Here is a 21,358-nt window from a genome sequence, read left to right as displayed (position 1 = left end):
CGTCAACTAACAGAAAGTCATCGCCCAATATGCGGATGTAATCGTTGCCCGTACCCCCATCGAACGAATCCGCGCCGCCGCGGCCGATCATGCGGTCATTTCCTTCTCCACCCTCAAAGCTTTCTGCCGCTTTGGTGCCGGTGAAAATATCGTCTCCCGACGTGCCGGGGAAATCCACCTCATCACCATCGGTGAAATCACTTCGTCCAAAGATGATGTAACTGGAGCCGGAATCATTACCATTCGGATCAGCACCATAAGCACCGACAATTAGATCGGCCAATCCGTCACCGTTGACATCTCCCGCGTCACTGACTGATGCACTGCGATCACGGATCGGCATTCCCTCCAGATAGAAACCGCTACTACTATTGAGATCAGCTAAATTCATCGTGGCATCGAACCCCGAAGCTTTACCAAAAAATACATAATTCTCAGAGTTACCACCAATGATAACATCACCAAACCCGTCACCATTGACATCCCCTGCACCACTCACTGACAGGCCCAAACTTTCGCCTGCCTTATCACCATCCAGACGAAAACCATTACTGCCATCAAGATCAGACAGGTTTATCGTCGCGTCGAATCCCGAAGCCTTACCAAAAACCACGTAACTGGAGCCAGAAGAAAATCTACCGTTCGGGTCAGCATTAGGATCGCCAATCAACAAATCATCAAATCCGTCACCGTTGACATCCCCTGCTGTACTGACTGACTTACCTAATAAATCAAAACTTGCCATCCCATCCAGACGAAAACCATTGATTCCATCAAGATCTGACAAATCCATCGTTGCATCGAACCCCGAAGCTTTACCAAAAAATACATAATTCTCAGAGTTACCACCAATGATAACATCACCAAACCCGTCACCATTGACATCCCCTGCACCACTCACTGACAGGCCCAAACTTTCGCCTGCCTTATCACCATCCAGACGAAAACCATTACTGCCATCAAGATCAGACAGGTTTATCGTCGCGTCGAATCCCGAAGCCTTACCAAAAACCACGTAACTGGAGCCAGAAGAAAATCTACCGTTCGGGTCAGCATTAGGATCGCCAATCAACAAATCATCAAATCCGTCACCGTTGACATCCCCTGCTGTACTGACTGACTTACCTAATAAATCAAAACTTGCCATCCCATCCAGACGAAAACCATTATCACCGTCAAGATCGGACAGGCCCATCGTCGCGTCGAATCCCGAAGCCTTACCAAAAACCACGTAACTGGAACCGGAATTCTGCCCGTTCGAGTCGTCACCAGGAACATCAATCAACAAATCATCAAATCCGTCACCGTTGACATCCCCTGCAGTACTAACTAATTTACCCGAGTAGTCATATGACGCCACTCCATCCAGACGAAAACCGTTACTACCATTAATATCCGACAGGTTCATCGTCGCGTCGAATTCCGAAGCCTTACCAAAAACCACGTAACTGGAGCCGGAATTCTGTCCATTTGGATCAGCACGAGGTGCACCAATAATCACATCATCAAACCCGTCACCGTTGACGTCTCCCGCACTGCTGACCGAATACCCCGAATAATCATCCCCCTTCACACCATCCAAACGAAAACCATTCATACCGTTCAACAGGGATAAATCGATGTTTCCATTTGCAATAAAATCTGTAGTAACAATATTCGCAATGTTCAGCACTGCACGATCATGCGTAAACACATGAAAGCCACCCTGAATACCGTTATCCACCCAATCGCTTAATCCGGCAACATGATCACCGTCATTACCTTTAACGATCAATATGTTGGTTGTATCTGACAAATTGACTACGCTCTCTGATGTTAAGGTCAAGATGTTGTTGCCGCTACCATTCAGATCTATCGTTTCAATGCCACTGATTTTTCCCTGAGTATTGGCCAAATCCAGATTCATCCCACCACCATCCAGGCCCAACGTATCATTCCCGCTGCCTCCGTCGACCAACTGAAAATCCAGATCGGATACCCGGATGGTGTCGTCATCGTTACCCCCATACATCACATCCGCACCACCACCGCCAATCAATAAATCATTGCCATCACTGGGATCAAAGTGTTCCGCAGCCGCAGTGCCTGTAAAAACATCATCTGCAGGCAAGCCCACATAAGTTACAACACCATTAAATTGACTGGCACCAAAAATCACATAAACAGAGCCGGAGTTATGGGTATTCCAATCAGTTCCTGTCGCAGCAAGCATGAGATCGTCAAAACCGTCTCCATTGACATCCCCCGCACTGCTCACAGAATGGCCTGATCTATCACCCGCAGCTACCCCATTCAGACGAATGCTGTTAGTGCTGTCAAGATCAGACAACTTTATCTCGGCATCAAACCCAGATGTCTTGCCGAACATCACGTAACTGGAGCCGGAGTCCTCTCCATTCGAATCGCCTCTGGAATTGCCAATAATCACGTCATCAAAACCATCACCGTTCACATCCCCGGCAGAATTCGCCGAGATAACCTGACCTGCTCCATCCAGATGAAAGCCGTTGCTGCCATCAAGATCGGATAAATCCATCGTCGCATCAAAACCCGCAGCTTTGCCAAATACCACATAGCTACCTGAAGAGCGCCCACTGACAAGCACATCACTATAACCATCACCATTGATATCTCCGGCAGCTCTGACAACGCTGCGGTCCATCACCGCACCGTCCAAACGAAAACCGTTACTACCGTCAAGAGCGGACAAACTCATGGCGGCACTGAATCCCGAAGCTTTGCCAAACACGACATAGCCGGAGCCGATATGGAAACCGTTTGAATCTACGCTAGAAGCGCCAATAATCACATCATCAAAACCATCTCCGTTGACATCCCCAGCACCGTCGACTGAATAACCTGAAAGATTAAGCTCCGCTATGCCATCCAGCCGAAAACCATTGGTTCCATCAAGCCCTGATATATCCATCGTCGCATCAAAACCTGAAGAATTGCCAAATACCACGTAGCTGGAACCGGAATAACTGTCATTCAGCGGTGCGCCAATAATAAGATCACCCAGACCGTCCCCGTTAACATCTCCTGCTCCACTAGCTTGAACATCCAGTCCTGCTTCCAGACTAAATCCATTGCTGCGATCAAGATCAGAAGCTTTGCCAAATATCACGTAAGTGTCGTTAACAACGGTATCGCCATAAAAATTATCGGTTTCTGTAACCACAATCACGTCATCAAAACCATCACCGTTAACATCACCCACGCCATCGACAGTATTTTTCGACCAACCGTTACTACCTGCACGAAAACCACCCAAATTACTGCTGGCGCTAAAGCCCGATTCCATTCCAAACACTATATAACTATTCCCTGAATACTCCCGAAAATAGGTAGTACTAATGGCCACATCGTCAAAACCATCGCCATTCATATCACCTGCGCTACTAAGCCAAAAACCCGACAGGTAATATGAAAGGCCATCTATACGAAAACCGTTACTGCCATCAAGACTGGATAAATTGATGCTGGTCGTTGTTGTCATTATTTTTGCCTCCAAAATAAGAAGTGATTTGCGGGCATTTCATCAACGTTGAAGTCATCCACCATCATCACTGCCGTCCACCGGGCAATTTGATGATCGGGACGCTGATCAGCCGGACATTACATCGCATACCGCAAATCGTTCATTTAAATTATTTTTATAAGAATATGTTGACGAGATCAGGCACTGTGGCACAAAAATACTTTGATGACAATTCAGATAATTCTGACTGTTTGTGTAAGAATTTTATTGGAATTTTTTGCATGCGCTTGTTAAAACATGCAAAAAACTACTCCCTGACTGGATTAATAACGAGTGATAAAACTAAGAGAGAGGATAGATTGCCGGGATCTTCAGACGGTCGTTTTTTGGTATAGCATCCGGTAACGGTGGCATCAATGGTGTGATCAAAAAAATCAGGCACTTCATGATGTGAGAATCGTATTATTTTCTACAATCAATATGCTAAGCGAACACTTAAATTAAAAAAGCGCCCGCGGCGGAACTGGCGGCTAATTTCGTCTCCTTGCATGATACGTACATCATCATCGAGTAAATTCTGCATGCTAATCTGTGTCGACAATCCTTTGTATAAATTCTGACTAACGACAAAATCCAGTTGCTGAAAGGGCTGCTCATACTTGTCCGGTGCGGAAAGCACACCGGCTGCCATGATCCGCTCGCTGGCAACGTTGTATAGAAGGGTTGCTTGTGTTTTCCATTTTGGATTGTCATATCCAACCTGGAAATTCACAATATGCTCAGAGTGCCCTTGCAACGGCCTATTATTTGTCGTTTGAGCGATAAGATTCTGAGCAGTTAATTTAACATTGGACTGAGACCACGTGTAATTGCCACCTACATAAAAATTCTGCAACTGTGGGTGTACAAAATCCAGTTTCTTTAATACCTCCAACTCAAATCCATAAACACTGGCTTTGTCAGCATTCTGGAATGTGTTCAAAGCTCCGGTGCCAGGTTGAGCGACCAATTCTATGGGATTGGTTAAATCTTTCCAGAAAAAACCGGCAAATATATTTTCAGTCGGAGAGAGATAATATTCCCAACGCAAATCCCAATTGGTAATTGCAGTTTGTTTTAATAGAGGATTACCAACAGTTTCTTGATTAGTATTCATATCAAAAAAAGGAGCTGATGATAATTCCCTAAAATCCGGCCGCGATAACGTTTGACTAAACCCTGCCCGAAGTTGCTGCTTATCGGTAAGAAAAAAAGTGGTCACCACAGACGGTAGCATATCAACTCGATTCAGTTGTGCTGTTGTCGGCTGGTTTCTTAAAAACGTATTAACTTTCTGATCATTATCTTCCCAGCGTAGCCCGCCAGTAACATTAACTCTGTCATAAGACAATAAATCTAATTTGCCATAATAAGCCAATAAATTCTGGGAAGCAGTATATTGATCACTTTTACGTGTTACGTCGCGCAACTGAAATCCATTTGCACCGATATACTGCGGCAATAAAATACTTTCAACAGATGATTGTGAAGTAATGGCAGTATTGGATGCATCGGGGCCAAATCTAAAGTAACTAAACCTTTGTGCGCTTGCATCTCTACTTTTGGTTTGGGTAATAACGCCACTACTCAACGTTAATTTATGATTGGATGTGAGTTGCAGTGGCAATTTTCCATCCACTCGCCAGCTTTGATCTTTATCGATTAAGTCTGCATACGTGATGACATTACTATCCGCTCTTTGAGAGAATATAAAATCACCAGTCGCGGGGCTTGCATCATAGCGATAATCCCTCGTTTTAGGCTCATCCCTGTTGGCAGTAGCATCGGTATATAGCCAATTGATAGAGAAATCTTTCAACCAATCAAATCGATGTTCACCGCCAAATTGGTTCGTCAATAATTGATTAGAGAAGAATCTCAGCCTCGTCCTCCGAACTTCAGTCGTTTCCGCGTCAACGAAACCTTGAGAAACCCTTGCTTCATCAATTGATTGACGCAGAAACATTGTCTTGGCAAATAACCGGTGACTGTCTTTGTATTCAAGCTCGGTCGCCGCATAACCCGTTACTGCCACTTCACGCAACGATCGCTGCACATCCAGGTCTTGAGTCTCAATCAATCTAGCAGAAGCAAATTCACGATTGATTTCATTTTGCCTTCTGAATTCCTGCTTCCAACCCGCCGCGGTAATATAGCCTACCCTGAAGTCACCGAAAGAAAAACTATCTCCCATGGATGCCTGAAAGCCGGTATCGGGTCCTTGTTTATTCCTGTTAACATCCCATACCCCTGATAAATCCTCGCCAAGCCCCTCAAGTTGTCCAGGAGTAACGCCATTTGGATTGAACACAGATGCTGGTTGCAAATTTCCATTTTGAGTTGCATTTGCAAGTGAATCCGGTAATGCACGCGCACCATCGTCATAACTGGTAAAATCAGTTGCTCCTCCTTTATATGTCAAACCATCACGGAAGGTGGTATTGTCATTAATGCCCGTCTGCAAATTGAGATTGAAAAAGAATGCATCGGGAATACCGCGAGTTCGTAACTCCACTGTTCCGCCAGCAAATTCTGCCGGACGATCTGGAGAATAGGTTTTTTGTACTAATACACTCTCAAGAATGTTGGTCGGAAAAAGATCCAATGGCACCACACGCCGAGTTGGATCCGGACTAGGGACTGCTGCACCATTCACCAATGTAGTTGAGAATCGCTCACCTAACCCACGGATAAAAATAAACTGACCGCCTACCAGAGTGAGACCGGATGCTCTTCGTAACGCACTGGCAGCATCACCATCGCCGGCTCGGCTAAATTGTTCAGCACCCAATACAGTAGAAACAGATGTTGCCGCTCGTTGCTCTTCAATTACCGAAGCAACAGTGCCCGCCAGATGAGGCTCCAGAACCACATATTCAGCCAATTCAACTCCTGCAGGAGTAAGTTTGAAGCTTAGCTCAGTGGTTTCTCCGTCAGTAATTTTGACATCATCCTGCGTTTGGCTACTATACGCGCTATGTAACAAAGAGATACTGTAACTACCCGCTTGGATAGTCGCAGTTACCCGGCCTTGTTCATCTGTTCTTAACTTCTGAGTGGATCCACTCAGAAAAACTTGCACATCCTTGAGCGGTTTCTGCGTCTCTGCAGATATCACTTGCACAGCAATAGCACCCTCTCCTTGATCTTGGGGTTTGCTTGCTGCTGCATCAACACCCGCCATCGTTCCTGTAACAGAACTTTCAATATTCAATAGTGGCTTCTTTTTCCCGGGATAGAATGTAATAAGAATTTGCACGTTTTCAGCTGGATCCAACGGCAAGTCGAAAGTAAATTTCTGATCTTGCGTTTGAATAGCAAATAGATAAAATCCGGGCGGCAATTTTCCAGCAATACTGCCGTTGGCATTGGTTCTTAGCGGCGAATCCGCATCCGCAAGCCAGCTATAAGTTGAGGGCGTGGCTTCAAAGATTAAGGCTGCATTGGATTTATCATACGATTCACTGGTAATCAATAGCTCTGCATTTTCAATCGGCAGCCCATTCTGAAATAAATGAACAGAAAACTCGGCTTTCTCGGCATTTCCCCAGGCAAAATTGTTGATTACAGTAATCGCGAATAAGCTGCAAAACCAGAAGATTTTTTTAAAATTTACATTCATTTAGCGTATCAAGCCCCCTCTCCACTTACAGCACACTGTTTCATGGAGATAATCCTTTAATTATTAGATGACAGAAAGAGCTCTCTCGAGTGGATATTAAGGCAGCATAGTCAGTAGATGCATCAGGCACATTGCCATGGTTCGTTCTTGCATGCTTCCATCAAACGCCGAAGTTCAGTGGCCTTGCGAAAAAGCTCGGCGCTCTTGAGATGCTCCAAATGCTTATTGACTTCGGAAAAACGTCGACTTGAAAAAAGCGCATAAGCCAATGCGTAGCGCACATCCTGATCTTCCAATAAACCGGTACGGTACAAACTGGATTCCATGTTGGCGGCACGCTCGAATTGCCTTAATGCCAGTAAAATCGATAATCGTTGTTTCAATTTCACTTTTTGATCACTAATGCTTTCATTGAGTGTCAGCGCCTTGTGGAAGCGACCTGCGCGCCGGTAAATTTCGGCAGCTTCAGCCTGCAGATTAGGATTCGATAACGCGGCCTGTTCCAGGATAAATGCCGCAGAATTCAAATACCCTTGATCAAGATAGGTATGCGCCAGCAGTTTTGCCACCATTTCTTCATGCGGGTATTGCAAGCGTGCAACTTCCAGGATATTGATCGCTTCCTTATATTCCCGGCTCAAACGCAATGCATTGCCGAATGCGACATAATCCGCAGCGGTTGCGTTAGAGCGTTTAAAATATTCCCGGCCTAACCTGATAGCTTCCTGATAAAGTCCCAGCTCGACAAAATAAAATACCTTGCGCTTGAGAAAGCGGAAATCGGATGGAAAAGCTCGTTGCCCTTCATTCAGGGTGTTGATTGCCGCTGTGGTTTGTTGCAAATGCCAATAGGATTCCGCCTTCATACTGATTAGAACCGCATCTTTGTTAATCAATGCACCTGCTTTTTTAATGGCATCAATGGTATTTTTGTAATCTTTAACCCCAAAGTAAGCTTGTGCCAAATAGATGAAGATCGAGGGATCTTTTTGCCCATTTTTGACGGCTAGTTGCAGGCTGTCTTTGGCTGCCTCAAGGTCGCTCAGTCCCAGATACGATAAGCCTTGCAATGTATAGAATCTAGCCAGATCGGTTTTTTTATTTCCTAGATCGACACTTTGCAAAGCCAGCAAAGCACGGTCATGATGGCCATCTTTTAACATGACTGCAGCCAATTCAAGAAAATCGGTTGGCTGCGTCTTATTATCGTTCGCTCCAGCGGAGTGAGCGTAACAACTCAGCGCGATAGCGGCGCAAATCAGATAATGAAACTGCCAGGTCCAACGGTTTTTCATATCAACTATCAAGATAAATCAAAGCGAATTTTTTGTTTGGCCCAGACACGAACAATGTCGCCTTTGTACTTCGCCGGTTCAAATTGCCAGGCACGAATGCCTTGCAGCGCTGCCGCATCAAAAATTCCGGATGGACTGGATTCCAGCACTTGTACCTGATTGACAGAACCATCAGTTTCAACCAATACCGACAGAACAACATAACCCTTGACTCCATTTCTTTTGGCTGTCGGCGGGTATTTGAACGATCCGCGTGCAATCGGTTTTGGTGGAATATCCACCAAATCGGCTGTCATGACAGCATTACCGGTTTTACCGAGCAAACTGTCGTCAATGTCGCGTTGCCCGTTATCCAGGCCCAGCGAGCCTAGATCTATGCCGGAAAGCGCAGTATCCAGTCCTTTGAAAGGCGTGGGTGCTTGTGGACGGGATACTTGTCTTTTGGGCTCCACTTTCTTAATTTCTTTCTTGGGTTCTTGTTTGATTTCCCGCGTCATGGAAATCTCTGTCACTTCTTGAGGTGGTGTTCTTTCAATCTTTCCCATGTAGTGATTTAATATCACGATCAGCCCAAACACGAACACCAGGCCAAATAACATTGACACGACTCCAGCCACATGTTGTTTCATATTAATTGTTCTCATTTTCTCTACCCCGCTTCTTTTTTAGTTGCAACACCAACGCTTTCGGCCCCTGCCAAACGCGCCTGATCCACTACTTCTACTAATCTTCCTGCCGGTACACCTTCATCCGTTACTACCAGAACAATTTTGTTGGAGGCAGTACTTAGCGCATCACGTAACTTGCTTTGTATCAACCACAGCCGAACGGGCTCACCATCCATATAAGTATCTCCGTTGCGATCAATAAATAAACGAATCGCCTTGCTCGAAGCCGCCACGGCGCTATTAGCTTTGGGCCGCTCTAATTCCAGCTTCATATCTTTAACAAAAGTCGTCGTCACCATAAAAAAGATCAATAAGATAAAAACGATATCGATCAATGGCGCCATATCGATGGTGGCTTCGACTTCGGCAGATTCTTGGTTTCTCATCATGAAGGACTCTTAGTTGGGTGATGACTATGGACTTGGTGACACAGCAAATCTTTGGCTTGTGAAAGATCCAACTCTATTTGGTGCTGTTTTCGGTTTAGGATGCTGTGTGCCAACAAGCCGGGAATGGCGACTGTAAGACCCATCTGGGTAGTAAACAGAGCCTGTGAAATACCACCCGCAATACCCCCGGATTGGGAATACAAAGTCATTGTTGCCAATGAATCGAATGTTTCGATCATTCCAATCACAGTTCCCAATAAACCCAACAAAGGGGAAATGATGATGATGATGCGCACCAAAACAGAAAATTTACGGATCTCTCTTTCATATTCATAAAAAGCCGCATCCAAATGGCGCCGCAGATTTTTCACGCCTTTTTTTTGCAACCGAACACCTTGCTTAATAGCCTGAGCAACGATACCTCTGGCCGGTTTGTCATCATGCTGCTGGTAATATTTCAACAAGTCGCGCACACCGATTCTTTTAAGCGATTTCATCACCCAAAATCGATAACCTAGGCCATACCAAAGCAACAGGATACACAGCACTAAAGGAGGCATCACAATCCCGCCCGCAGCAAGCAATTGTTTTATGATCAGAATGTATTCTGAAAAATCCATTTCAAGTATTACCTAAAGCCAGAGCAGTCTCGTCCACAGTGGGTACATTCACTTCATCGATATCAAGCCCACCACCCAAAAAAACATTAATGATTCTGAGTGCTGAATGCTCCATGTCACGTTTAATATTTTTGGCCCAGGAGGACAGCAATGAACCCAGCATCAATATTGGAATCGCTACGATCAAGCCCAGTTGCGTTGTTACCAAGGCAATCGAAATGCCATCCGACAACAACTTAGGATCGCCTGTGCCAAATTCGGTAATCATGTCAAAGGTTTCGATCATGCCAGTTACCGTACCCAGCAAGCCGAGCAGGGGCGCTACGGAGGCAATCACCAATATCGCCGCACCAAAACGATCTAATGGGCCGGATTCTTGCAGAATGGCTTCGTATACGATGCCTTCCATGTGATCTCGGTCATCTTTCAAATGACGCAGGGTATAGTGCAACACACGCCCGATCGCCGATGAATTGTCTTCACAGCTTTTCTTGGCAACCTCCAGATCACCGGAAGCTAACTGGCCAATAATTTGTTCCGTCAATTGCTGGTTGTTAGAACTATTTGTTCGTAATAACTTCGCTCTGATCAGAACCAACAAGACCGCAACACCACCTAGCATCACGATGATCCAACCAATTGGGCCACCAGAATCAATAATACCTATGATGTTTTTTTCAGGAGATTCATCAATTGCACTGGTGCGTGATTCAAATAAATACAACTGCAAAACATCGGGTTGTTCATTTTTGCTTAAAGTAGCCGCGTTCTCAGCACCCGCATTTTTCCAAACCTTGAAATCACCGCCACCCGCAGGCACCAAACTTCCGCCACCGTCGTCACTGATGCCATAGGCTGCAATATTACCCAGATGAATTAATGATCCTTCAACCTGCTTACCGCTGGCTAAGAAAAAATGCCCCGCTTTTGTCTGAATTGCACCGAGATTTTGGAGTAAAGACAATGCTTGCTTAAACAAAAAATTCACTTTGATTGGATCATTATCCTTGGCTTCTTTCATCGCTTCGGGCATTTCTATGCCATGATTCTTCAAGGTTGCTTCTGCTTGCAAATAAGTGGTTTCCAGAGCATCGCTACGTTCTACCACCGCAGCTTCCTTATGCTCTGATTCGGTAAGTTGTGTACTTAGCTGATCAATTTTGGCTGAACGCTCAACTGAGCTGCGTTCAAGCGCATTGACTTTTCCACTCAGCGCCTGCTCCTCTCGATTGGCGCTGGCTTGATAGGTTCTCAAGCGCTCAGTCAATTCGCGTTTCTGCGCTTCCAGAAAAGCATATTCACGCTTATAAGCCGTCTCCAAGCTGATGGTATCTTGCTTGGCTGAATTTTGTTTTTTGGCAGGAGTCGATTCAGGTTTTCTTTCAGGTACTGAAACCGATACGTTCTCGGCGGCTCCTGTGTCTTTCTGATCTTGCGCGAAAACCAAACTGGACGAGACTATTAACACTGTCAGGATTGATAATATTATTTTCATTTTTTTAACGGATTCGGTAATTCAAAATAACCTTGGCGAATTTGCTTCTTCAATGAATCAAATAAATTTCTGATTCGCTCCCTATCACCGGCGTTATCCACGATTTCAAACTGCCAGCCGCCTTGTGCCAGTTTTTTAGCCATTCCACTTTGGTTGTCCTTGGTTTGGAAGAAGAGAAACACCGTACCCAGTTTCGCGATATCCACCAGAATTTTTTCTCCATTGAGCATTATTGTTTGCTGGTAAATGCCATTCTCCTTACTCAATCGAATTTCATCTTCGATCAATGACCAAGTTTGGTTGACTGCTTTATTGGGATCTATTTGCTGATTGATCAAATTATTTTCCAGGTCACTGATAGCCTTAACGCGATCTTCCATTTTGAATGGAAATCCGGTTTGAATATGCAACCTATACTCACCCAGTGCCGCCAGCAGAACTGGCTTCAGACTTTCACCTGATTGCTCTGCCTGTTTCGCTACAACACCCAATTTTTCGATGGAATGTTGCAACTTCTCGATACTCAGTTTTTGTCGTCGTTCTTCAACACTCAAATCTGCCAATTGCGAATTAAGCGCAATCATTCTGCTACCATGCTTTTCTTTATCAAGATCCAACTGCGTCTGAAGTGTTTCGACCTCACCGCGAATTTTGGCCAATGATTTAGCCAAGTTTTCCAAGCTATTCCCCATCGCTACTGGAGTAGTTAACAACAAGATCACTAAGCCGAAGATTGAAACTATTTTTTCTGGAAAATGGGTATGCATAAATTCCTCATCAACAATGCCATGCATACTACAAGTTGAATATTTCACTTTCATGACATTTCGATGTCATTTAATTAATTCCTATCGCGATCAATAAACTTCGCTTTGACCAATGCATGCTTAGGTGACCAGATCTTTTGAGATGTCATACATCTTTCATATTGCTGCACTAAGATAAGCATCCATGTCACTCAATACCGGAATCGCAGAATGATTAATCCCAAGGTAATAAAAGGAAGTGGTACATTTCAGTTAACCGATACCGATTGGCACATTCGTGCCATTCAGTTGATTGTGGGCGTCCTGATGCTTGCACTCTATTTATGGATAGGTGCGGGCATTTTGAATTTAATATTGAGTCTGCTTGATATTGTAAAAAATGGGTGGGCACATGTTGCCGAGCGCATCATCGTAGATATCGTGCTGATCTTGGCATTACTGGAACTGATACGTATCTTGCATTCCTACTTGGCTCTCGGGCGTGTAAAAGTAACTTTCATTCTGGATGTCGCACTGGTCGTGTTGATCGGAGAATTGATCGGACTTTGGTATAAAGAATACACCTTGCTGGAAGTGGGTCTCCATATTGCTGCCATTACAATACTGACGTTACTGCGGATTGTTTCCATTCGTTTTTCACCTGATGCGGTTGATTGACTTGATTGAAATCACGTGCATCAATCAACTCTCCATAAGATAAATTTATGACATTCATCAGATTGTCATAAATATGTCATGCTTTATTAATATTATTACAACATCTATTAGCTGATAGTGAATATCAATGGAGTAGTTGATGGCTGTAACAATACTGATTGTCGAAGATGAACTTGCAATTCAGGAATTGATCGCGCTTAATTTAAAGAAAGCCGGTCATATGGTTTTATGTGCGAGTGATGCTGCACACGCAAAACTTCTGATTAACAATGTGTTACCTGATCTAGTGTTGCTTGACTGGATGTTGCCTGATATCACCGGTTTGGAGTTTGCACGAAACTTGCGACGCGAGGAACGCACTAAAACCATTCCGATCATCATGTTGACAGCCCGGATTCAAGAAAACGACAAAATTGCCGGTCTGGAAGCTGGAGCAGATGATTACATTACTAAACCATTCTCACCCCGTGAGTTACTAGCGCGGATTAAGGCGGTGCTGCGTCGTCGTTTACCCGAGATGTCCGATGAAATTATAGAGATTGGCGGTTTGAGGCTGGACCCCACGACACACAGGGTGCATGTGTTCCCCGAGTATGATTCTACAAAGCTCACAGAAATTATACTAGGACCCACAGAATTTCGCTTACTGCACTTTCTCATGGCGTATAAGGAACGCGTACATACGCGCGCCCAATTGCTTGACCGTGTCTGGGGTGATCATGTTTTTATCGAGGACCGTACCGTCGATGTACATATCCGCAGGCTACGTAAAATTCTTGAAACAGTAGGCAAAGAGAATCTGGTACAAACCGTGCGGGGAACTGGTTACCGGTTTTCTGTCGAATGCAGCGAAGAAAGGATAGGATAAAATCTAGAAGGCGGGTCAATTGCAAAATGTAGTAGTTGCGACCCGATCTGACACGCATTGCGTCAAACCGGGTAACTGTCAGATCAAGTCTGACCTACTAAATGACCTGAGAAATCAGATCAAAACTAGCACAGATTAAATTACCACAATATCCGCATGGGTCATGTCCAATCCAACACCAACCATAGCTATCTGCTCCGCATCGCCAGCGCCATTGGCATCCGCATCATATAGCAATGCACCTGTCGACTTGTTATAAATGATGAAGTCATTCGCATCCGACGCTTGCGCACCAATCTTAAACTGACCAGCAGCTAACGTACCTGTAGTTGTTAATGCGGTGAAAACTCCATTCTCTAATTGGATAGTGTCATTGACTACATTATAGTCAATGATTTTATCCGCGTGACCGATTGTCGTAAATTTAAATATATCGTTACCAGCCCCGCCGGTTAGCATATTATTACCCGCTTTTCCGTCGAGCGTATCGTTACCCGCGCCACCTTTCAGGGCATTATCACTAGCATTTCCTTTTAGAGTATCGTTATACTTACTGCCCTCCACGTTCTCAATTTCTTGCAGGAAGTCGTTGCCTGCACCTCCAGTGGCAGTGCCGGCAGCAAGATTGACCATCACAGCCGACGTAGCATCACTGTAACTGGCCCAGTCTGTTCCTTTTCCTCCCAGCAAAGCATCATCACCTAAGCCTCCCATTAGCCAATCATTACCTTCGCCTCCTTCCAGGGTGTTATGACCGGCATCTCCTATCAGCTTATCGTTATTAAAGCTACCAGTAACACCTTCAATTCCACTCAGCGTATCGTTACCATCGCCTCCAGAAGCGGAACCTGTAGCAAGATTGACAGTTACACTTGAAGATGCAGCAGAGTAATCAGCCCAGTCAAAACCTTTTCCATCACCCCCTGTCAATATATCACTACCAGCCCCACCGATCAGCCTATCGCTGCCATCGTCACCCACTAATGTATCGTTACCATCGGCACCTGACAAGTAATCGTCACCTGATCCACCCACTAGTGTATCGTTACCGCTCTCACCTGACAGGTAATCATCGCTTGATCCGCCATTTAATGCATCATTTCCAAATCCGCCGAACAGCAGATCAAAACCATCACCTCCGATTAGCGAATCACTACCTGCGTCACCCAACAAATAATCGTCACCTGCTCCGCCCACTAACGTATCTTTGCCATCAAAACCCATCAAGAAGTTATTATTAGTATCACCTATTAAAGTATCGTCATAGAAACTACCCCAAATATCTTCAATTCCTTTAAGGATGTCGCTACCATCCCCTCCAGAAGCAGTTCCATTAGCAAGATTGACCACCACTGCTGATGATGCGCCCGAATAATAAGCACTGTCACGGCCCCATCCATTCCCTCCTGTCAAAATATCGTTGCCCAATCCTCCGGTCAACGTATCGTTGCCTTCACCTCCTACTAAAGAGTCATTACCCTCACCACCGGACAAATAATTGCTAAAACTTCCTCCCAGCAACGAATCATTGCCGCTACCGCCATCCAATACATTAAAACCACCATCACCGCCCATTAACGTATCATTACCACTGCCACCGGATAAGGTATTGCCATCACCATTTGCGCCGATCAAAGTATCGTTAAAGTTGCTACCGATAATTGCCTCAATACCATTCAGCACATCATTTCCATCTCCACCAGAGGCGACACCAGTGACCAGATTAACGGTTACCTTTGCTGATGCATCAGAGTAATCAACAGTATCAAAACCATCTCCACCTATTAACGTATCATTGCCTTTATTGCCTTTCAGCGTGTTGCTATTCGCATCACCTATCAGAATATCGTTATGGCTGCTACCACTAATATTTTCAATTCCTAACAGCGTATCGTTGCCATCCCCTCCCGAGGCTGTGCCCGCAACAAGATTTACTGTCACAGCTGAAGGCGCATGCGTGTATAAAGCCCAATCAGAGCCCTTGCCATCTCCGCCTATTAATACATCATTCCCTAGCTTACCTGTTAGCTCATCAGAATCATCATCTAAGCCAATCAGAGTATCGTTCCCATTTGTACCAATATAACTAGCCATGGCATTTCCTTTAAGTTAGTGGTGTTACAAAATACTTTCGCGCGTAATTTTGTTCGTGAAACACTTCAGCATTCTGTTTGTAGCTAAGAAGTATCCATAAGACCCACTCCCTTTAGTCAATTTGCATTGCAATCTCAAACATTCTGCAGCGTAATATCTCGTCCAAGTAAGCGTTTTGACACGCGTGCGATGACTGGATTTGCACGAAAACTATCTTCAACTAAACCATTTTCATAGCAATCCACCCACGCACGTGATTTAGGATCACGCAGATGATGCCGGCGCAAGCCCTCCCGGATAAATCCTATGGCCTCCGTGCTTTTTTGCGAATGGGGATTATTAGCCATAACTAATGAAGTTAATTTATGCAATCCAATTTGATTAAATGCAAAATCAAGGATTAGCAGCATAGTGACGCCGGAAACTCGCTGCCGATCATCGTTATCTGGTATTCCAATGAGTAATTCAGCGCGCCGATGAGCAATTTGAATATCTACTAAGCTCGCAAGCCCAATCGGCTTCAAGCCACTGTTATTTAGGGATGTTTGGAGTTGATCAGCACACTCTTCTTTTTTGATGATCCGATGCATAGTTCTCGACTGAGCGACTGGAAATTCATTATTTCTGAGCGCAGCAAGTATCGATTCAGTACTTTGTTTTTTACGACCCATCGGCAAAAATTGTTCCATAAACTCCTCATTCGCATAACATTGCTGCAAGAATGAGAAATCACTCTCAGCGGGCGTCGACAAATGAATCTTGTTGCATGCAATTAGAGAATTCCATCGCTGATCGACAATAAATAATCGATCCAATAACACTGGGTGATCTGGAAAATTGGCCAATGCCTGAATGATGAAATCGCGAGCACGTCCGAAGTTCTTTTGCCGAAATTGGTCATCTACTAAATTAATCCAATAGATTGGATTCGAATTAACAAACGTCTCAGTAGAATTTTTTTCACTAAGTTCTAGCATGATCGGATTCACTTTTAGGGTTACCTACCACAAGAACACTTCCAAAAATAAATGAGAAAGGATAAAAATTTTTATCCAAAATTTCTGATAACCCACATGGACCATCACATATGCTAACAAATTATATCTACAACACCTATAGTTATTCTATATATTTAAAGTAATTTATACTGTGATAAAAATCACAATTATGCCAAAATAACAAAGGTGTGATCAGAGATCTCAAAGTGTGAGTTTTTTCACAGCTTTATGATTTTAGGGCCTGTATAGTTTGAGTAGAGACAATTAGGTTATTAATCTTCTCTGTTACACAGTTGATTAGATTTCTAAAGTCTGGCTATTTCTCCATTCTGTATTGTATAAATCAAGAAAATTCAATCTTGTTGAGATGTGCTTTACCTAAAATCTAGTTTTATTTATCTATGAAATAAGGAATAAAAAATGAGAAAAACCAGGCTCCTTCAGCAAGCTTCAGTGCTTATGTTGTTGTTATTTATTATTGCCACGAGTAATGCTGCAACTCCCAGTGTCAGCAAAATAGAGCAGAAAGGTAAGGTAACTGTTTTAACAGTCTCATCGACTAATTTACAGCCTCAAGTAGCTCTCATTAATTTTGCTGGTGCACATACGATGAAAATGCCGGAACCGTTAAATATGGTACCGGAACCTTCGGATATTTCTCGCAATGCAAAACAAGCCTTTAAAGGAACACCTGGTTTTTCCGCAGGCAAGGCGGGAAGCGGACAAGAAAACCCTATGTCAATTCCCTTATCAAATTCAATTGACGTGAATGATGGCATCTCGACACAAGAATATGGTTCATTCAATCATCCATTCACGACATCACGTGTTGAAGCGAAAAAAGGACGCACGTCCAAGGAATACCCTTTCAGCGCATCCGGCAAGCTATATTTCAATATAGGCACCAGCACTTTCGTTTGCTCAGCATCTTTAATCAAGCCGGGAATTATTGTAACGGCTGCTCATTGCGTGGCAGGCTACGGCACCAGTGCTTTTTATAGAAACTGGGTGTATGTACCTGCTTTGACTGACAGATTCACTCCTAATGCGCCTTATGGAATATATGGAGTCACAGGTGCGGCGGTAATGACATCATGGATTAATGGAACGGATGGATGCAATGTAGTTTGCCCAAATGATGTTGCTGTACTTGTAGCAGCTCCTCTCAATGGCAAATATCCGGGTGCCCGCACAGGTTTCTTAGCCTACGGTTGGAATAATTTTGGCTTTACTTCTTTTGCGGGACTTAATGCAACTGAAATTACTCAATTAGGATATCCAGTCGGATTAAGTAAAGGCTTGAATATGATGCGCACTGATTCACTAGGGTACACAATAACAGATGCTGAATGGTTTAATAACATACAAATCGGCTCAAGAATGACAGGAGGCTCCAGTGGTGGGCCCTGGATTATTAATTTTGGTATTGATCCCATAGCAACACCTAATGTTCCAGGTTTAGGTGCGAAAAAGAATGTTGTTGTTGCCGTGACAAGCTGGGGATATGTTAGCCCTAATCCTAAAGTGCAAGGAGCTAGTCCTTTTACGAGTGGCAATATTGTTCCCTTAGTAAACACATTTTGCCCAAGTCCAGCATGCCCATGATTTTACTAGGAAACATTGACTCATAATTTACCGATGCTCCTGACATTGTCAGGAGCTTTCGTATCACAAGTTTGGAATTTTTTCTACACCGACACTCGGTATCGTTTAATGCTCTCAGAGATATCTGTGCTTATTTCCTAAATGGCTAACGAGTTATCGGACAAAATCTTCCGGAAAGGATGTGTTCATTTTCTCGCGATTTAGCAAACTTATTTGCAGGCGCAGATGATCAATATCTGTCCATCCCGAGTGATCTACAGATGGAATCCAACGTGCGCGCAAATAGCCACTCTTATCAATTATAAACTCCATATGATCAGGAGTTGTTCCGCGTCCGATAATATCAGGATGACTTAATGTTCTGCGTGACAATGCATAGCTTTCCGCAATCTCAGCAGCGCTTTGCGTAACAATGGGGAAAGGCAGTTCTTCAGCCACTAATTGCTCCATATCTTCGGCAGTAAGATCTTTATTGGGCACTGCAAGCAACGCAACATTTTGTTCCTTTAATCGCTCATAAGTTTGTTTTAACTGCTCCAAACGATCTCTAGATTGCGGCCATGAAAAGACAACCAGAAAAACGGTCTTATTTTCTCGAAACTCTTGCAGTGTGCCAAAGCTTCCATCATGAGTTCCGTATGAAAAAACTGGCGGCTTTACATATGCTTTATTGGGCACAACCTCTGATGTTAAAATCCGTGCCTGATATCCACGCGACAATGCATGGATATAATTAACCAGATCCCATCGATCTTCATCGGACAATTTCTCAGCGTAACCCGGCATATCCGTATTTACCATACCATTCGTAATCCAGTTATAAAAATCTCCTGGCGTATGCTCCACGGTATGCGGCTCAATGAGTAAATCCGGCAGTTTCGTGGATAAAGTCCGGGACTTGATACCATTACCCATTCCCTGAAGACCATGACATTCAACACAATGTTGTGCAAATACAGCAGCACCATGCGCCACAGAAGTTGCATCAAAAGGAACCGGTGGTCTCCGATAAGTTTCAGGATACGCTTGAATTGTCAGAGGTTGCAACGCAATCGCTCCCCCAGATATAAACAATATAGCTGGAATAAAAATTAGACGCTTTATTCCCCAGTTTCGTAGTCGACCTAGTTGCAAGACTACCGCAGCAAGCACCAGAACCGCCAAACCAATCCAGACTTGATTAGCAACATTGGGTTGATTCCAAGTAGCAACAACTGAGAATCGGAATGGAAATGGCCAGTTCTCAATAAGTGCATGCTTTACAGGCGTTGTATTGGTAATTATCGTCGCTAACAGAAGTAGTAGTAATGCCAAAATAAATTCAATGCGAACCCATTTCTTGATTCCACTTTTACCGATACTTACATCAGAATCTTGTTTACAATTCAATAAAGGAAGCCAATAAGAACGTACTCGTGCAGCAATCAAAAGAATAATAGCTAATAGGAATATTTTTGCACTTAAAAGCCAACCATAGGGAGTCGCAACTAATGCAGCATAATAGCCATCAAATATTTGATCAGCGACCACTAATCCAGTGAATATAATCAGTAGCATCGTTGGTAATGCAATTGATGAAAACTTTTTCAGTGTCTCGAATTCGAAGCTTACAACCCTTTCGTTTGTCTCATTCTGTCTATCAAGAATTAGCAATATAAAAGCTGGCAAAGCTCCAAACCATATACCGGCCAGAATGAGGTGAAGCACATATGGCATTACAGCTGTCAGCGAGAATTCTTCCGCTGCAGTATGACTAGCTAATGAGCTTGCAGCGAGCGGCAAAACCGCAATTGCAGCGCACATAGCATACCGCCACCGCGCTCTAGATGCTTTGCAAAGGTATAAAACTGCCAGCAATAGGAGTATTGCCGCTGTAAAACGTAAAATCCAAATCTGTCCTACACGCGTACCTCCCAACAGTCCCAGCCAAACCTCATGTTCTCCTAGACTACTGGGATTTCCAGTCACCTGCACTATGGTTGTACTCAGGATTACAAGCAGGCCTATTGGGATACTCACAGCTAGCCAAGGAAACAGGCGTTCTAGTCGTCCTACCCATACTTTCGGCTGAGCTCGTTTTGCAGTATTTGTAATTATCAAAAACACACAACTGCCAAGTAAGATTAGATTTGCTAGAAGCTGAACCCAACGTGCTAATGCTGCAATTATGTCTATCATCTATTGCAACAAGTTATTTTTTGATACTAAAATCATATTCTGACTCAATGACATGGCCATCCACCGACATCACGCGATAATGGACTGTATAGCGTCCGGGTTGAATCTGAGGCAAATTTAATACAATAGACTTCGGATCATCTGTAATTGCCTCTGGAATATTTTCAGTAACCAATTTTTTATTCGAGTCTTCTACTGTTACTGATGCATAAGATCCTTCGATTTTTTCATTAAACCAGAGCTGTATTTGTTTCGGTGATGTAGAAAGCATAGCTCTGCGAGGCGGATCAGATTTAACTAAAGTCGCATGAGCCATTACAGAATTAACTTGAGATAATAAAGAAAATAAAATGACCACTACAGCAAACGCTGTAACTCTTCCAACACCGTATTTTGATAATCGCTTATTTCGCACAATTTTTCCTCGATGCTTTGCTATTATTCTTCCAATAATCATTGGATGCTCTTCGTAAGGATGAGTTCATCACTCATCCTTAATTCACTCTTCCAAATTCACTCACTAAACTGCTGTGCTTTGCCCTTCATTTTTATTTTTGCGCATCATCATAAAAGCAGCAACGC

Annotated in this window: 15 protein-coding genes; 3 read left to right on the top strand and 12 right to left on the bottom strand. The window is 43.9% G+C overall.

What is annotated here, in order from left to right:
- The 8 genes from QZV86_RS10220 to QZV86_RS10185 form a co-directional block, all read right to left on the bottom strand.
- The coding region (locus QZV86_RS10220; protein WP_295627369.1) for an FG-GAP-like repeat-containing protein at positions 1–3,499 on the bottom strand (3,499 nt) is incomplete at its 3' end.
- 457 nt (positions 3,500–3,956) lie between these two features.
- Positions 3,957–7,142, bottom strand: a complete 3,186-nt coding sequence (locus tag QZV86_RS10215; protein ID WP_295627366.1) for a TonB-dependent receptor — start codon at positions 7,140–7,142, stop codon at positions 3,957–3,959.
- 122 nt (positions 7,143–7,264) lie between these two features.
- Complete coding sequence (locus QZV86_RS10210) at positions 7,265–8,437, bottom strand: lipopolysaccharide assembly protein LapB (RefSeq protein WP_295627363.1); 1,173 nt, start codon at positions 8,435–8,437, stop codon at positions 7,265–7,267.
- An 8-nt stretch (positions 8,438–8,445) separates the two neighbouring features.
- The gene (locus QZV86_RS10205; protein ID WP_295627360.1) at positions 8,446–9,081 is read right to left on the bottom strand and encodes an energy transducer TonB; all 636 of its coding nucleotides are present in this window, start codon (positions 9,079–9,081) and stop codon (positions 8,446–8,448) included.
- 5 nt (positions 9,082–9,086) lie between these two features.
- Positions 9,087–9,494: a biopolymer transporter ExbD gene (locus QZV86_RS10200; protein WP_295627357.1), complete on the bottom strand. Its 408-nt coding sequence runs from the start codon at positions 9,492–9,494 to the stop codon at positions 9,087–9,089.
- A complete protein-coding gene (locus QZV86_RS10195; RefSeq protein WP_295627354.1) occupies positions 9,491–10,114 on the bottom strand; it encodes a MotA/TolQ/ExbB proton channel family protein in 624 nt (207 codons plus the stop codon). Before QZV86_RS10195 ends, QZV86_RS10200 begins: the two co-directional genes overlap by 4 nt.
- 1 nt (position 10,115) lies before the next feature.
- On the bottom strand, positions 10,116–11,609 hold the full coding sequence (locus tag QZV86_RS10190; protein ID WP_295627351.1) for a MotA/TolQ/ExbB proton channel family protein: 1,494 nt from the start codon (positions 11,607–11,609) through the stop codon (positions 10,116–10,118).
- Positions 11,606–12,430, bottom strand: a complete 825-nt coding sequence (locus QZV86_RS10185; RefSeq protein WP_295627348.1) for a DUF3450 domain-containing protein — start codon at positions 12,428–12,430, stop codon at positions 11,606–11,608. Before QZV86_RS10185 ends, QZV86_RS10190 begins: the two co-directional genes overlap by 4 nt.
- A gap of 156 nt (positions 12,431–12,586) precedes the next feature.
- Between QZV86_RS10185 and QZV86_RS10180 the strand changes: the two genes are divergently transcribed.
- Entirely contained in the window at positions 12,587–13,033 is a 447-nt protein-coding gene (locus tag QZV86_RS10180) for a phosphate-starvation-inducible PsiE family protein (RefSeq protein WP_295627345.1), read from the top strand.
- 139 nt (positions 13,034–13,172) lie between these two features.
- Entirely contained in the window at positions 13,173–13,901 is a 729-nt protein-coding gene (gene phoB, locus QZV86_RS10175; protein ID WP_295627342.1) for a phosphate regulon transcriptional regulator PhoB, read from the top strand.
- 135 nt (positions 13,902–14,036) lie between these two features.
- Here the strand turns inward: phoB and QZV86_RS10170 are convergent, their stop codons facing one another.
- Both QZV86_RS10170 and QZV86_RS10165 read right to left on the bottom strand, forming a co-directional pair.
- Complete coding sequence (locus QZV86_RS10170) at positions 14,037–15,995, bottom strand: calcium-binding protein (RefSeq protein WP_295627339.1); 1,959 nt, start codon at positions 15,993–15,995, stop codon at positions 14,037–14,039.
- Between the two features lie 134 nt (positions 15,996–16,129).
- Positions 16,130–16,972, bottom strand: a complete 843-nt coding sequence (locus QZV86_RS10165) for a GNAT family protein (protein ID WP_295627335.1) — start codon at positions 16,970–16,972, stop codon at positions 16,130–16,132.
- A 441-nt stretch (positions 16,973–17,413) separates the two neighbouring features.
- On the opposite strand from QZV86_RS10165, the gene QZV86_RS10160 reads away from it, so the two are divergent.
- Positions 17,414–18,598 (top strand): trypsin-like serine protease, encoded by a 1,185-nt coding sequence (locus QZV86_RS10160; RefSeq protein WP_295627331.1) that lies wholly within the window; start codon positions 17,414–17,416, stop codon positions 18,596–18,598.
- 153 nt (positions 18,599–18,751) lie between these two features.
- Here the strand turns inward: QZV86_RS10160 and QZV86_RS10155 are convergent, their stop codons facing one another.
- Both QZV86_RS10155 and QZV86_RS10150 read right to left on the bottom strand, forming a co-directional pair.
- Complete coding sequence (locus QZV86_RS10155) at positions 18,752–20,776, bottom strand: CopD family protein (protein ID WP_295627328.1); 2,025 nt, start codon at positions 20,774–20,776, stop codon at positions 18,752–18,754.
- Between the two features lie 13 nt (positions 20,777–20,789).
- Positions 20,790–21,233, bottom strand: coding sequence for a copper resistance CopC family protein (locus QZV86_RS10150; RefSeq protein WP_295627325.1), 444 nt, complete (start codon positions 21,231–21,233; stop codon positions 20,790–20,792).
- Positions 21,234–21,358 lie beyond the last annotated feature (125 nt).

This window comes from uncultured Nitrosomonas sp. (genome assembly GCF_902826915.1).
In the GTDB taxonomy this organism is placed as follows: domain Bacteria; phylum Pseudomonadota; class Gammaproteobacteria; order Burkholderiales; family Nitrosomonadaceae; genus Nitrosomonas.
Note: the sequence above shows the minus strand (reverse complement) of the source record. Positions and strands in the feature narration are given on the sequence as shown.

Coding starts and splice junctions, on each gene's coding strand:
- QZV86_RS10190 (WP_295627351.1), bottom strand. CDS start 11,609: ATGAAAATAATATTATCAATCCTGACAGTGTTAATAGTCTCGTCCAGT.
- QZV86_RS10155 (WP_295627328.1), bottom strand. CDS start 20,776: ATGATAGACATAATTGCAGCATTAGCACGTTGGGTTCAGCTTCTAGCA.
- QZV86_RS10210 (WP_295627363.1), bottom strand. CDS start 8,437: ATGAAAAACCGTTGGACCTGGCAGTTTCATTATCTGATTTGCGCCGCT.
- QZV86_RS10195 (WP_295627354.1), bottom strand. CDS start 10,114: ATGGATTTTTCAGAATACATTCTGATCATAAAACAATTGCTTGCTGCG.
- QZV86_RS10180 (WP_295627345.1), top strand. CDS start 12,587: ATGATTAATCCCAAGGTAATAAAAGGAAGTGGTACATTTCAGTTAACC.
- QZV86_RS10205 (WP_295627360.1), bottom strand. CDS start 9,081: ATGAGAACAATTAATATGAAACAACATGTGGCTGGAGTCGTGTCAATG.
- phoB (WP_295627342.1), top strand. CDS start 13,173: ATGGCTGTAACAATACTGATTGTCGAAGATGAACTTGCAATTCAGGAA.
- QZV86_RS10150 (WP_295627325.1), bottom strand. CDS start 21,233: ATGATTATTGGAAGAATAATAGCAAAGCATCGAGGAAAAATTGTGCGA.
- QZV86_RS10215 (WP_295627366.1), bottom strand. CDS start 7,142: ATGAATGTAAATTTTAAAAAAATCTTCTGGTTTTGCAGCTTATTCGCG.
- QZV86_RS10160 (WP_295627331.1), top strand. CDS start 17,414: ATGAGAAAAACCAGGCTCCTTCAGCAAGCTTCAGTGCTTATGTTGTTG.
- QZV86_RS10165 (WP_295627335.1), bottom strand. CDS start 16,972: ATGCTAGAACTTAGTGAAAAAAATTCTACTGAGACGTTTGTTAATTCG.
- QZV86_RS10185 (WP_295627348.1), bottom strand. CDS start 12,430: ATGAAAGTGAAATATTCAACTTGTAGTATGCATGGCATTGTTGATGAG.
- QZV86_RS10200 (WP_295627357.1), bottom strand. CDS start 9,494: ATGATGAGAAACCAAGAATCTGCCGAAGTCGAAGCCACCATCGATATG.
- QZV86_RS10170 (WP_295627339.1), bottom strand. CDS start 15,995: ATGGCTAGTTATATTGGTACAAATGGGAACGATACTCTGATTGGCTTA.